The sequence below is a fragment of the Streptomyces sp. G5(2025) genome, from assembly GCF_049542075.1.
GTDB lineage: Bacteria > Actinomycetota > Actinomycetes > Streptomycetales > Streptomycetaceae > Streptomyces.
Genome location: NZ_JBMUZT010000006.1, coordinates 2,861,066 through 2,874,665 on the forward strand (window position 1 = coordinate 2,861,066; position 13,600 = coordinate 2,874,665).

Below are 13,600 nucleotides of genomic sequence, written 5' to 3' on the forward strand. Positions count from 1 at the left end.
ACCGAGCCTGTCCGGCGATTGGGGACGAGCTGGGCGCAGCCCGCGATCAACGGCGCCCGAGGATTCCCCGGCGGCTAGAGGTTGCCCCGCTTCTCCTGCTCCCGCTCGATCGCCTCGAACAGAGCCTTGAAGTTGCCCTTGCCGAAGCCCATCGAGCCGTGCCGCTCGATCATCTCGAAGAAGACGGTCGGGCGGTCCTGGACCGGCTTGGTGAAGATCTGGAGCAGGTAGCCGTCCTCGTCGCGGTCGACGAGGATCTTCAGCTCGCGCAGGGTCTCCACGGGCACGCGGGTCTCACCGGCCCACTCGCCGAGCGTGTCGTAGTACGAGTCGGGGGTGTCGAGGAACTGGACGCCGGCCGCGCGCATCGTGCGCACGGACTGGACGATGTCGTTCGTGGCGAGCGCGATGTGCTGGACGCCCGCGCCGCCGTAGAACTCCAGGTACTCGTCGATCTGCGACTTCTTCTTGGCGATGGCGGGCTCGTTGATCGGGAACTTCACCTTGAGGGTGCCGTCCGCGACCACCTTCGACATCAGCGCGCTGTACTCGGTCGCGATGTCGTCGCCCACGAACTCCTTCATGTTCGTGAAGCCCATGACCTTGTTGTAGAAGCCGACCCACTCGTTCATCTTGCCGAGCTCGACGTTGCCGACACAGTGGTCGATCGCCTGGAAGGTCCGCTTGGCCGGCGGCTCGACCATCGGCCGCGCGGAGACGAAACCCGGCAGGTAGGGCCCGTCGTACCCGGAGCGCTCCACCAGCGTGTGGCGGGTCTTGCCGTAGGTGGCGATGGCGGCGAGCACGACCGTGCCGTTCTCGTCCTTCTCCTCGTACGGCTCGACGATGCCGCGCGCGCCGTGCTCGACGGCGTACGCGTACGCGGCGCGGGCGTCCGGCACCTCGATGGCGAGGTCGATGACGCCGTCGCCGTGCTCGGCCACGTGGGAGGCGAGGAAGTGGCCCCAGTCGGTGGAGGCCTTGATGACGGAGGTGAACACGAAGCGGGCGCCGCCGTTCGTGAGCACGTAACTGGCGGTCTCGCGGTTGCCGTTCTCCGGTCCGGAGTAGGCCACGAGCTTCATGCCGAACGCCGTGGAGTAGTAGTGCGCCGCCTGCTTGGCGTTGCCCACGGCGAAGACGACCGCGTCCATTCCCTTGACCGGGAAGGGGTCGGCCTCGCGCGCGGTGTTCGGGGTGGGGTGGGTAGTGGTCTCAGTCATGTCTCTGAGGCTCCCGCCGAACAGCAAGGTGCGCAATAGTTCGCGTTTTCAGTGGTCAATCTGCCCAGTGGGTGGCCAGGATGGGCGGGCTATCTGTACATGGTGACCATCCGGGGAGGCCGCATGGCGATCGATCATCTGGACGGCAGGCTCATCGTGCTCCTGGCACGGGAGCCGCGTATCGGGGTTCTTGAGGCGTCCCGCAGGCTCGGGGTCGCCCGCGGCACGGTGCAGGCGCGGATGGACCGGCTTCAGTCCAATGGAGTCATCCGGGGGTTCGGCCCGGAGGTGGACCCGGCGGCGCTCGGCTACCCCGTCACGGCGTTCGCGACGCTGGAGATCAAACAGGGGCAGGGCGCGGACGTACGGGCGCACTTGGCGACCGTCGCCGAGGTATTGGAACTGCACACGATCACGGGCCACGGCGATATGCTCTGCCGCCTCGTGGCCCGGTCGAACGCCGATCTTCAACGTGTGATCGACCGGGTCGTGGGTTTTGATGGCATCGTCCGGGCCTCCACCGCGATCGTGATGGAGAACCCTGTTCCGCTGCGGATCATCCCGCTCGTGGAGCAGGCGTCCGAAGATGTCTGAGCCGGTCTGCATGTCCGAGCAGGATCCCTGAGCCCCAAAGGAGCACTCCCAGAAGGCGAGGTGAGCACTTCAGTGAATTTCTGGGACTACCTCGGCACCCGTCACGAACAGCTGCTGGCGGACGCCTACCAACACGCCAGCGCCGTCTTCCAGTGCATGGTCGTGGCCACCGTGATCGGCGTGCTGATCGGTGTCCTCACCTACCGCAGCGGCTGGGCGGGCAACGTCGCCACGACGGTCACCTCCACCATTCTCACCGTGCCCTCGCTCGCCATGATCGGCCTGCTGATCCCGGTGGTGGGTCTCGGTGTCGCGCCGACCGTCGTGGCGCTGACCCTGTACGGCCTGCTCCCCATCGTGCGCAACGCCATCGTCGGCCTGCGGGGCGTGGACCCCTCGCTCGTCGACGCGGCGAAGGGCATCGGGATGTCCAGGGCCGCCCGGCTCTTCCGGGTGGAGCTGCCCATCGCCTGGCCGCCGATCCTCACCGGCATCCGGGTCTCCACCCAGATGCTGATGGGCATCGCCGCCATCGCCGCGTACGCCTCCGGGCCCGGCCTCGGCAACGTGATCTTCCGCGGCATCGGCTCGCTCGGCAGCGAGAACGCGCTCAACCAAGTGCTCGCGGGCACCCTGGGCATCATCGTCCTGGCGCTGCTCTTCGACGCCGCGTACGTCCTGATCGGCCGGCTGACGATCCCGAGGGGTATCCGTGTCTGATCCCACCGAGTCCGGCGCCGCCACCCCCGGCGCCACCACCTCCGGCGCCACCACCTCCGGCGCGACGATCGAGCTGGAGAACCTCACCAAGCGCTATCCGGGCAGCCCGAGCCGGCCGTGGACAGCGTCAGCATGGAGATCAAGGCGGGCGAGACGGTGATCTTCGTCGGCCCGTCCGGCTGCGGCAAGTCGACGACCCTGAAGATGATCAACCGTCTGATCGAGCCGACCGGCGGCCGCATCCGCATCAACGGCGAGGACGTCACCGACATCGACCCGGTGAAGCTGCGCCGCAAGGTCGGCTACGCCATCCAGTCCTCCGGCCTCTTCCCGCACATGACGGTCGCCCAGAACATCGCCCTGGTGCCGAAGATGATCGGCTGGGGCAAGGCGCGCATCCGCTCGCGGGTGGAGGAGATGCTCGACCTGGTCGGCCTGGACCCCGGCGAGTTCCACGACCGCTATCCGCGCCAGCTCTCCGGCGGCCAGCAGCAACGCGTCGGCGTGGCGCGGGCGTTGGCGGCCGATCCGCCGGTGCTCCTGATGGACGAGCCGTTCGGCGCCGTCGACCCGATCACCCGCGACCACCTCCAGGACGAGCTGATCCGGCTCCAGAGCGAGCTGCACAAGACCATCGTCTTCGTCACGCACGACTTCGACGAGGCCATCAAGCTCGGTGACCGCATCGCCGTGCTGCGCGAGCGCTCGCACATCGCGCAGTTCGACACGCCCGAGGCGATCCTGACCAACCCGGCGGACGACTTCGTCTCCGGTTTCGTGGGCGCGGGCGCGGCGCTCAAGCGGCTCAACCTGACGCGCGTACGCGATGTGGAGATCGCCGACGTACCGACGGTGACCGTCGACGACCCGCTCCAGGACATCTTCGACAAGCTGCGCGGGGGCACCACCAACGAACTGCTCCTGCTCGACAAGCGCGGCCGCCCCTACAAGTGGCTGCGCCGCGGCGACCTGATGCGGGCCCGGGGCTCCCTGGCCCGCGCGGGCACCCTCGTCCACGACACGGTGACCCGCGACGCCACGCTGCGCGACGCGCTCGAAGCGGTGCTCACGGACAACGCGGGCCGGGTCGCGGTGACCGGGCGGCGCGGTGAGTACACGGGCGTGGTGGACATGGAGACGCTGCTGAACTCCGTCCACGAGATGCTGGAGGCCGACCGCCTCGACGCCATCGAGCACCAGCACGAACTGGAGGAGCAGCGCGCCCAGTTGACCCACCAGGAGCAGGAGGGGCCGGGACCCGGGGAGCTCGGAGGGGCGGCGAGGGCATGAGGCCGCACGAGCACCGCCCGGAGGGGGAGCATGAGGTCAAGGGTGTCGCCTTCCGTGACGCGGGCGAGAGCGAGCAGGAGGTGCCGCCGCCCCCGGTGGCGGGGCGGCAGGCGCGCCGGGTCACCTGGCAGAAGGTCACGTTCCTGCCCGCCGTCCTCGCGGCGGTCCTGCTGCTCACCTGGGGGTGGTTCCAGCAAACGGACCTGGACTCGATCTCCAGGAACGCGCTGGCGGACGGGAACGTGTGGCTCAGGCTCCGCCAGCACATCCAGCTCACGGTCGTCTCCACCTTCTTCGTCCTCATCATCGCCATCCCGCTCGGCATCCTGCTGACCCGCGGGAAGCTGCGCAGGGCGGCACCCGCCGCGATGGCGCTGGCCAACATCGGCCAGGCGACTCCGGCCATCGGCCTGCTCGCGCTGCTGGTGATCTGGCTGGGCATCGGCGAGAAGGCGGCCCTGATCGGCATCATCGTCTACGCCGTCCTGCCGGTCCTGTCCAACACGATCGCGGGCCTGAAGGCGAACGACCCGACGCTCCTGGAGGCCGCGCGCGGCATCGGCATGTCACCGCTCGGCGTCCTCGGCAAGGTCGAACTCCCCCTGGCCGTCCCGCTGATCCTCGCGGGCGTGCGGACGGCGCTCGTGCTGAACGTCGGCACGGCGACCCTCGCCACGTTCGGCGGGGGCGGCGGCCTGGGCGACCTGATCACGACGGGCATGACCAATCAGCGCATGCCGGTCCTGATGCTCGGCTCGATCCTGACGATCGTGCTGGCGCTGCTGGTGGACTGGCTGGCGTCGCTGGCCGAACTGTTCCTGCGCCCGCGGGGTCTGGAGGCGGGCTCATGAGGGTGACGACACGGACGACCGCCCTGGCGGTGCTGGCCGGCGCCCTGCTGGTGAGCTGCGGCCTGACCAGCGGCAGCCCCATGGTGGACGACGTGAGGCCCGGCTCCATCGGCCGGGGCCTGCCCCTCAAGGGCGCCGATCTCACCGTGACGTCCAAGGAGTTCACCGAGCAGCTGATCCTCGGCGCGATCATGGGCATCGCCTTCGAGGCGGCGGGCGCGGACGTGCTCGACCGCACCGGCATCCAGGGCTCCATCGGCGCGCGCGAGGCGGTCAAGAGCGGCGACGCGGACGCCATGTACGAGTACACGGGCACCGCCTGGATCACGTACCAGGGCAACACCGAGCCGATCGACGACCCGCACGAGCAGTGGGAGGCGGTGCGCGACGCGGACCGGAAGAACGGCATCACGTGGCTGGCGCCGGCCGCGCTGAACAACACGTACGCGCTGGCGACGAACGCGAAGAACGCGGCGAAGTACAGGACGAAGACGCTCTCGGACGTGGCGGCCCTGTCGAAGTCCGACCCGCGGGCCGTCACGCTCTGCGTGGAGAGCGAGTTCGCCTCGCGCGAGGACGGGCTGCCGGGCATGCAGAAGGAGTACGGGATGAGCGTCCCGGCCGCCAACATCACCAAGATGGACACCGGCATCATCTACACGCAGGCGTCCAAGGGGACGTGCGCCTACGGCGAGGTCTTCACGACGGACGGCCGCATCAAGGCGATGAACTTGACGACCATGGAGGACGACAAGCGCTTCTTCCCCAACTACAACGCGGCCCCGGAGATCAACAGCGAGTCCCTGGAGAAGCACCCGGAGATGGCGGACGTCCTGGCGCCGATCACGAAGAAGCTGAACAACACGGTGGCGCGGGAGCTGAACTCGAAGGTGGACGTGGAGGGCCAGGACCCGCACGAGGTGGCGAAGGACTGGCTGATCGCGGAGGGCTTCGTCAAGGAGTAGGCGCGCCACGGAGTTACAAAGGACCGGTTGCAAAGAAAGCGTTGCAACAAAGTCTTTGCATGTCTACGCTGAGGGGCATGACGGAACCGTCGGTGCCCCGCAGGATTCACCATCTCGACGCCCGCTCGCTGCGCGGCCTCGCGCACCCGCTGCGCATGCGCCTGCTCTCCTCGCTGCGGCTGGACGGTCCGGCGACCGCGTCCCAACTCGCCGAGAGGCTGGGCGAGTCGAGCGGGGCGACCAGTTACCACCTGCGCCAGCTCGCGGAGTACGGCTTCGTGGAGGACGATCCCGAGCGGGGCAAGGGCCGGGAGCGGTGGTGGCGCTCGGCCCATCAGGGGACGCTGGCCGACGAAGACCTCGCCCGCGACCCGAACCCGGAGGTGCGCGGCGCGATGAGCACGCTCCTGCACGAGTACGCGACCCAGCGCGCCCAGGAGGTCTCCACCTGGATCGCCACCCGGCACGAGTGGTCACAGGCCTGGGGCGAGGCGTCGGACACCAGCGACTTCACCCTGGAGCTGACCCCGGCGCTCGCCGCCGAGCTGGGCCGCAAGGTCCATGAACTCGTCGAGAGCTACCGCACGTTGGCGCCCGAAGAGGACACACCGGACGTGGCCAAGGTGCGCGTCCACTCCCACATCTTCCCGACCCGGCCGAGGGCCGACGGCACCTGAGAGGGGCACGGCATGCACCCCGACGTACACCTGATGCTGCACCACGCACGCGCGGAGGAGTTACACCGCGCGGCACCGCGAAAACGACGCGCCTGCCCTCGGCTCCGCTCTCAGCTCGGCTGGACGCTGGTCGAGGTGGGTCTGCGCATCGTCAGCAGCTCGGGACCTTCTCGCCCTTCGCCAGGGCCCGCAGCGAGTCGACCGTTCCCTTCAGTGTCGTGACCGGGATCAGCCGCAGGCCCTTGGGCAGCTCCGCCTGGGCGTCCCCGCACTCGGCCTTCGGGACCAGGAAGACCGTCGCGCCGTCACGCCGCGCGGCCTGCGTCTTCAGGGCGACGCCGCCGACCGGGCCGACCTCGCCGCCGGCCGTGATGGTGCCGGTGCCGGCGATCTTGCCGCCGCCCGTGAGGTCACGGCCGCTGCCGTCGCCGTCCAGTTTGTCGATGATGCCGAGCGAGAGGAACAGCCCGGCACTCGGACCGCCGATCTTGCCGAGGTCGGCCTTGACGTTCACTTTCTCCGTGCCGTCGAAGCCGTTCGCCTTCAGGTAGGACAACGCCGCCTTCGTGGCGTCGTCCTGTGACCTCTTCATGTCGCCGAGGTTGTGCCTCTGGACTTCTTTGACGTTGTCACCGGTCGGGTATACCGAGTCCTTCGGCATCACCGCGCGGTCCGTGCGGAACCAGCCGTCGATCACGTCGCCGAGCCGTACGTCCATCTGCGGGCCGGTCGCCACGATGGTCGTCATGCGCAGCTCGCCCTTCGTCTCGCGGGTGGGCGCGCCGGTGATCGTGAGCACCGGCTTGCCCTCGTGCTCCCCCAGGACGTTCGCCGTGCCGCCGGGCTGCGCCACGGCGTACGGCAACGGCGCCAGCGCCGCGACGGCGAGCAGAGTCACCACGGGCAGGGCGCAGACAGCGAGGGCCTGGGGGCGCGTGAAACGAGGGAGGGAGAAGACCACGGGATCAATCTAACGTGACGGGGCGGGCACGCCCGAGCGGGCGGCCCATGAAGCGCGAACGCGAACCACACCGAGCCCGTCCGGCGATCGAGGACGGCACGAGCCACACCAGCCCGTCCGACCATCGACCACGGCACAAGCCACATCAAGCCCGCCGCCCATCGACCACGGCACAAGCCACATCAAGCCCGCCGACCATCGACCACGGCACAAGCCACATCAGCCCGTCGCCCATCGACCACGGCGCGAGCCACATCAAGCCCGTCGACCATCGACCACGGCGCGAGCCACATCAGCCCGTCGACCATCGACCACGGCGCGAGCCACATCAGCCCGTCGCCCATCGACCACGGCGCGAGCCACATCAGCCCGTCGCCCATCGACCACGGCGCGAGCCACATCAAGCCCGTCGCCCATCGACCACGGCACAAGCCACATCAGCCCGTCGACCATCGACCACGGCCGAGCCACATCAAGCCCGTCGCCCATCGACCACGGCACAAGCCACATCAAGCCCGTCCGGCGATTGAGGACGAGCTCGGCGCAGCCGGCGATCTCCCGGGCGCCCACAGACTCCGCTCGCCCCGCGGCCCCAGCGCAACGCCTCAGCGCAGCGCGTCGGCCACCTCCCGTGCCGCGTCCACCACCCGCGGCCCCACCCGCTCCGGCACGGAGTCCGCGAGCATCACCACGCCCACGCTGCCCTCTATGCCGGTCACGCCGACCAGCGGCGCCGCGGCCCCGCTCGCCCCGGCCTCCAGCTCGCCGTGGGTCAGCGCGTACCCGGGGTCGGTCACCAGGCCCTGGCGGGCGGCCAGGATGGCGCGGCCCGCGGCGCCCCGGTCCAGGGGGTGCCGGAAGCCCGTCCGGTACGCGACGTGGTAGTCCGTCCACGTGGGCTCGACGACGGCGACCGCGAGGGCCTCCGAGCCGTCGACGAGCGTCAGGTGGGCCGTGGCTCCTATGTCCTCGGCGAGCGAGCGCAGCGCGGGCAGCGCGGCCTCCCGCACCAGCGGGTGCACCTGGCGGCCCAGGCGCAGCACGCCGAGGCCGACGCGAGCGCGCCCGCCCAGGTCGCGCCGGACGAGGGCGTGCTGTTCGAGCGTGGCGAGCAGGCGGTACACCACGGTGCGGTTCACGCCTAGCTTGTTGGACAGCTCGGTGACCGTGAGGCCATGGTCGGTGTCGGCCAGCAGCTTGAGGACGCGCAGTCCTCGGTCCAGCGTCTGGGATGTCTCCGCGGTCACGACGCCCACTCCTTTGGTGAGGGTCGGCGACCTCCTTACGCGGCGGTTGCGCCGCCGGTCCCGTGGGCGACGCGCGTCAGAGGCCGCCGGTCGGAACACCGGCTGCGCTCCGCGGCGGCGCTGCCACGGGGCGTGTGCGTGTGCGGGGACAGTAGCGAGCCCGTCCCGCTCAGCGGAAGACTCAGTCCAGAATCCGGGCATGGGGGCGCCCGCACCGCCCCCATCTGCCCCGTTACGCGTAGCGGCCCGGTACGGACGGGCGTACGACATTCGCACAAGCCCTCCGCACTCGGAACGCCTCGCTCCCTGCCTCTGCGGCCTCCGGGTCACTTCATGCGGGTGGCCCACTCCTGGACCTTGGCGATGCGCTGCCGCAGCTGCCCCGCCGTGGCCTCCGCGCTCGGCGGCCCGCCGCAGGTGCGCCGCAGCTCGGTGTGGATCACGCCGTGCGGCTTCCCGCTCTGATGGACGTACGCGCCGACCATCGTGTTCAGCTGCTTCCGCAGCCCCAGAAGCTCCTTGTGGGAGACCACCGGCCGCCGCTCGGCGGGCAGTTCGAGCAGGTCCGCCTCCTCGTCCGGCTTCTTGCGGCTGTGGGCGATCTGCCGGGCCTGCCGCTTCTGGAGCAGCATCTGCACCTGGTCGGGTTCGAGGAGACCGGGGATGCCGAGGTAGTCCTGCTCCTCCTCGCTGCCGGGGTGCGCCTGCATGCCGAACTCGGCGCCGTCGAACAGCACCCGGTCGAAGACGGCCTCGGACTCCAGCGCCTCGAAGGAGAACTGCTCCTGCTCGCCGGTGTCCTCGTCCTGCTCCTTGTTCGCCTCGTCCATCTCCTTCTCGGACTCGGCGTAGGGGTCCTCCTCCCCCTCCTTCTTCGGCTTGTCGAGGGCGTGGTCGCGCTCGACCTCCATCTCGTTGGCGAAGGTCAGCAGGTCGGGCACGGTCGGCAGGAAGACGGACGCCGTCTCGCCGCGCCGCCGGGACCGCACGAAACGGCCGACGGCCTGCGCGAAGAACAGCGGCGTGGAGATCGTCGTCGCGTACACGCCGACCGCCAGGCGCGGCACGTCGACGCCTTCGGACACCATGCGGACGGCGACCATCCACCGGTCGGTGCTCGCGCTGAAGTCGTCGATGCGCTTCGAGGCGCCGGTGTCGTCGGAGAGGACGACCGTGGCCTTGGTCCCGGTGATCTCGCGGATCAGCTTGGCGTAGGCGCGCGCGGAGTCCTGGTCGGAGGCGATGACGAGGCCGCCCGCGTCGGGGATGGCTTTGCGGACCTCGGTGAGCCGCGTGTCGGCGGCCTTGAGGACGTTCGGCATCCACTCGCCGCGCGGGTCGAGCGCGGTCCGCCAGGCCTGCGATACGGCGTCCTTGGTCATCGGCTCGCCGAGGCGCGCGGCGATCTCGTCGCCCGCCTTCGTACGCCACCGCATGTTGCCCGAGTACGACAGGAAGATCACGGGCCGCACGACGCCGTCGCCGAGCGCGCTGCCGTAGCCGTAGGTGTAGTCGGCGGAGGAGCGCCGGATGCCGTCGTTGCCTTCCTCGTACGTGACGAAGGGGATGGGGTTGGTGTCGGACCGGAAGGGCGTACCGGTGAGCGCGAGGCGCCGGGTCGCGGGCTCGAAGGCCTCCAGGCACGCCTCGCCCCAGGACTTCGAGTCACCGGCGTGGTGGATCTCGTCCAGGATGACGAGGGTCTTGCGCTGCTCGGAGCGGTTGCGGTGCAGCATCGGGCGTACGCCGACACCCGCGTACGTCACGGCGACGCCCTGGTACTCCTTGCTGAGCGGTCCCGCGCTGTACTCGGGGTCCAGCTTGATGCCGATCCGGGCCGCCGCCTCGGCCCACTGCTTCTTCAGGTGCTCGGTGGGCGCGACCACGGTGACCTGCTGCACGACGTGGTGGTGCAACAGCCACGACGCGAGCGTGAGCGCGAACGTCGTCTTGCCGGCGCCGGGGGTGGCGACGGCCAGGAAGTCTCGCGGCTGCTCCTGGAGGTACCGCTCCATCGCCCCTTGCTGCCAGGCGCGCAGCTTGTTGGCGGTGCCCCAGGGGGCGCGGCCGGGGAAGGCCGGGGAGAGGTGGTGGGAGGAGTTGGCGGCGGCGCTGGTGGTAGTCACGGTCTCCGGGTTTTTACGGCTCGGGTACGTAAGACAACCGGGCCACCCTACCGGTGAGATGTTGACGTACCGCCGAGTTCGGGGCGGCTGCCGGGGCGGGTGCGACGGGTGTCACATGACGGGGTCAGGCCTTGCGTTCCGTCAGCCGGGTGCCCACCCAGGCCCCCACCAGGGCGACCACCGCCATGGGCAGGAAGACGGCGACGAAGGCGGCCGGATGCGAGGCCGAGACGCCGTCCGGGCCGTGGCCCGCGCCCACCGTGCCGCCGCCGAGCGCGGCGAAGGCGGCGCCGCCGACAGCGAGCAGCAGGACGTTCGAGAGTCCGTCGGAGATCTGGAGCGCGGCCGAATTCGACCCCGCGTCCTCGGGCGGCGAGAGCCGGAGCAGCAGCACGCTCGTGGAGGCGATGACCGTGCCCATGCCGAAGCAGCCGAAGCCCCACGCGACCGCGATGATCCACACGGGCACGGCCGCGATGAGGACGGTGGGCGCGGCGGCTATGGACGCCGCGACGAGCACCATCCCCGCCGCCACGCACCGCGTCCGGTAGGGCTCCATACGGGGTCGCGACTGTACGTACGACCCGAACGCCCAGGTCGCCCCGCCCACGGCGATCGACAGCCCGGCCATGGTCGGGCTGAGCCCCCGCTGCGTGACGAGCATCAGCGGCACGAAGGACTCGGCGCCGATGAACGACCCGGCGGCCACGCCGCGCAGCAGCACCACGGAGGGCAGGCCACGGGCGGCGCGGTAGGTGCCGCGCGGCAGCAGCCCGAGGACGGCGGGCACGAGGACGACGGCGCCGAGCACCGCCGGGAGCAGCGAGAACCACCGCAGGTCCTGACCCGCGTACTGAAGGAGCGCGGCGCCCAGCGAGATCCCGAGCGCGAGGCGGATGCGCCGCCGGTCGAAGGGCGCGACGGGCGCCGACGCGTCGACGGGCCCGGCGGCGGTCCGCCGGATCGCGGGCAGCGCGAGGGCGAGCGGCACGACGACGAGGACGGGGATGCCGATGAAGACCCACCGCCACCCCAGGTGCTCGGTGACGGTGCCGGACACGAGCGGCCCGACCACGGACGGCACGACCCAGCTCGCCGCGAAGGCGGCCATGATGGCGGGCCGCAGGTGTTCGGGATACGCCCGGCTGACGACGACGTACAGCGCGACGATCACGAGCCCGCCGCCGAGCCCCTGCACGGCCCGCCCCGCGATGAACAGCCACATCACGCTCGCGGTCCCGCTCAGCAACAGCCCCGCCCCGAAGAGCGAGATGCCGCCCGCCAGCGGCCCGAGCGGCCCGCGCCGGTCGGCCCACTGCCCGCTGAACACCATGCCGAAGAGGCTGGTCGTGAAGTACCCCGAGAACGCGAAGGCGTAGAGCGAGACCCCGTCCAGCTCCCGCGCGGCGACCGGCATCGCCGTCCCGACGGCGGTCGCCTCGAAGGCGATCAGCAGCACGACGGAGACGATGCCGATGCTGAGGGCGCGGTACGGCTTACCGAGGACGCCGGGGCCCTCCGGGCGGGGCGGGGCGGTGGTCTCGGCGGCTACGCCAGTGTCGGTCATGCGCCTCAGGGTAAGAGGCGTGGCGTGGTTTTGCCCCTGTCCGGAGGCGGGGGTTCAGTGGGCCGTTGGACGTACGTCCGCGAGGAAGCGGGACCAGGTGGCGGGGGTGACGGTGAGGTGGGGGGCGGTGGGGGTCTTGGAGTCGCGGATGTGGATGGTGTGGGGGGTGGGGGCGGCGACTTCGACGCAGTCGTTGCCGTTACTGCTGCTGCTGTGGCTGCTCTTGTGCCAGCCCTGCGCTATCTCTACGCAGTCCTCGCCGTTACTGCTGTCGCTGTAGCTGCTCTTGCGCCAGTCCAGGGCGACTTCGACGCAGTCCTCGCCGTTACTGCTGCTGCTGTAACTGCTCTTGAACCACTCAAGTCCGGACACGCCCCCGGCAGATGCCTTGCGGATCATGTTTCTCTCAGCACTCCCTCAATGAAAGCCCGCGACGCCTGCGGCGTGAGCGCTTGGGCCCGGATGATGCCATACCGCAGTTCGAGGATACGGACTCGCTTCGGATCGGAAACCGGGCGGCCACCGAACTCTCCATCGGAACGAGCCATAGCCGTACCGTCCCGAAACTTGAGCAGTTCGATCAACCCGCCAGTCCCGGGATGGTCACCACAAGCCGTGGGCATTACCTGGATCTCGACGTTCCGCAACTCACCTACTTCCAAGAGGCGTTCGAGCTGTCGACGCAGGACCATTCTCCCCCCAATCGGTCGCCGCAGCGTCACCTCCTCCTGGACAAAGCTGAGCTCTGGCGCAGGCGACCGGCCGAAGATCGACTGGCGCGCCATTCGTGCCGCCACCAACCGCTCCAGCTCCTCGTCCGAGTACGCGGGCCGCCTTGTCCCCAGCAGCGCCCCCGCGAACTCGGCCGTCTGCAACAACCCATGGATGTTGTGGTTGCTGTAGAGGCACACCTCGACCGCCCGCTCCTCCAGCTTCGCCAGTTGCCGAACCTTCTTCGGATACCTGGCCTCCCGCATCTTCGGCTTCATCGCGGAGACCAGCCCCTCCGCCCGCAACACCCCATCCGCCATGTCCAGATACTCCGGCCGAGGAATCCGCACCCCGCGCTCGATCTTCCGGACCATGTCCTCCCCGTAGCCGACCGCGTCGGCGAACTCCGCGACCCGGAGTCCCGCCGCCTCCCTCCGCAGCTTCAGATGGTGGCCGACCATCTCGACCGCCGCGCTGATCTCGTCCTCGGGGTCGACATCCCAACCGGGTTCGTCCACACCGTCGTTACGCTCTTCCACCGCGCCCACCTCCGACGTCCGTCCAGGTCCAACGCGCACCCGTACCCGTACGTCACCCGAGACAGCCGAGACAACGCGGGACAAGCGCGGGACAAACGCGATACGCACAGCCCGAGCCACTGTTCACGG

13 protein-coding genes and 1 pseudogene are annotated in these 13,600 nt (G+C 70.0%); 6 read left to right on the plus strand and 8 right to left on the minus strand.

Translation table 11 applies throughout. The features are described 5' to 3' along the window. Positions 1-74: 74 nt before the first annotated feature. Entirely contained in the window at positions 75-1,223 is a 1,149-nt protein-coding gene (gene hppD, locus ACOBQB_RS23750) for a 4-hydroxyphenylpyruvate dioxygenase (protein ID WP_423594153.1), read from the minus strand. A 123-nt stretch (positions 1,224-1,346) separates the two neighbouring features. Here hppD and ACOBQB_RS23755 point away from each other — a divergent pair, with 123 nt between their 5' ends. From ACOBQB_RS23755 to ACOBQB_RS23780, 6 genes and pseudogenes are all read left to right on the plus strand, one after another. Beyond that, positions 1,347-1,817, plus strand: a complete 471-nt coding sequence (locus tag ACOBQB_RS23755; protein WP_423594154.1) for an Lrp/AsnC family transcriptional regulator — start codon at positions 1,347-1,349, stop codon at positions 1,815-1,817. Between the two features lie 72 nt (positions 1,818-1,889). Beyond that, the gene (locus tag ACOBQB_RS23760; protein ID WP_423598708.1) at positions 1,890-2,537 is read left to right on the plus strand and encodes an ABC transporter permease; all 648 of its coding nucleotides are present in this window, start codon (positions 1,890-1,892) and stop codon (positions 2,535-2,537) included. Next, positions 2,530-3,827, plus strand: a pseudogene (locus ACOBQB_RS23765) (betaine/proline/choline family ABC transporter ATP-binding protein). Before ACOBQB_RS23760 ends, ACOBQB_RS23765 begins: the two are co-directional and overlap by 8 nt. Further along, the gene (locus ACOBQB_RS23770; protein ID WP_423594155.1) at positions 3,824-4,678 is read left to right on the plus strand and encodes an ABC transporter permease; all 855 of its coding nucleotides are present in this window, start codon (positions 3,824-3,826) and stop codon (positions 4,676-4,678) included. Before ACOBQB_RS23765 ends, ACOBQB_RS23770 begins: the two are co-directional and overlap by 4 nt. Next, entirely contained in the window at positions 4,675-5,643 is a 969-nt protein-coding gene (locus ACOBQB_RS23775; RefSeq protein WP_423594156.1) for a glycine betaine ABC transporter substrate-binding protein, read from the plus strand. The genes ACOBQB_RS23770 and ACOBQB_RS23775 overlap by 4 nt, the downstream gene beginning before the upstream one ends. A 77-nt stretch (positions 5,644-5,720) precedes the next feature. Next, positions 5,721-6,320: an ArsR/SmtB family transcription factor gene (locus ACOBQB_RS23780; RefSeq protein WP_423594157.1), complete on the plus strand. Its 600-nt coding sequence runs from the start codon at positions 5,721-5,723 to the stop codon at positions 6,318-6,320. A gap of 151 nt (positions 6,321-6,471) precedes the next feature. Here ACOBQB_RS23780 and ACOBQB_RS23785 read toward each other — a convergent pair whose 3' ends face one another. The 7 genes from ACOBQB_RS23785 to ACOBQB_RS23815 form a co-directional block, all read right to left on the minus strand. Further along, on the minus strand, positions 6,472-7,281 hold the full coding sequence (locus ACOBQB_RS23785) for a S16 family serine protease (RefSeq protein WP_423594158.1): 810 nt from the start codon (positions 7,279-7,281) through the stop codon (positions 6,472-6,474). A gap of 182 nt (positions 7,282-7,463) precedes the next feature. Then, positions 7,464-7,685 carry a hypothetical protein gene (locus tag ACOBQB_RS23790; protein WP_423594159.1) on the minus strand — a complete coding sequence of 74 codons (222 nt, stop codon included), beginning with the start codon at positions 7,683-7,685 and terminating at the stop codon, positions 7,464-7,466. Positions 7,686-7,886: 201 nt separating this feature from the next. Then, positions 7,887-8,528, minus strand: coding sequence for an IclR family transcriptional regulator (locus tag ACOBQB_RS23795; protein ID WP_223774882.1), 642 nt, complete (start codon positions 8,526-8,528; stop codon positions 7,887-7,889). 326 nt (positions 8,529-8,854) lie between these two features. Next, positions 8,855-10,654: a DEAD/DEAH box helicase gene (locus ACOBQB_RS23800; protein WP_423594160.1), complete on the minus strand. Its 1,800-nt coding sequence runs from the start codon at positions 10,652-10,654 to the stop codon at positions 8,855-8,857. 124 nt (positions 10,655-10,778) lie between these two features. After that, entirely contained in the window at positions 10,779-12,221 is a 1,443-nt protein-coding gene (locus tag ACOBQB_RS23805; RefSeq protein WP_423594161.1) for an MFS transporter, read from the minus strand. 54 nt (positions 12,222-12,275) lie between these two features. Next, a complete protein-coding gene (locus tag ACOBQB_RS23810; protein ID WP_423594162.1) occupies positions 12,276-12,620 on the minus strand; it encodes a DUF397 domain-containing protein in 345 nt (114 codons plus the stop codon). Beyond that, positions 12,617-13,480 (minus strand): helix-turn-helix domain-containing protein, encoded by an 864-nt coding sequence (locus ACOBQB_RS23815; protein WP_423594163.1) that lies wholly within the window; start codon positions 13,478-13,480, stop codon positions 12,617-12,619. Before ACOBQB_RS23815 ends, ACOBQB_RS23810 begins: the two co-directional genes overlap by 4 nt. Between the last annotated feature and the right edge of the window lie 120 nt (positions 13,481-13,600).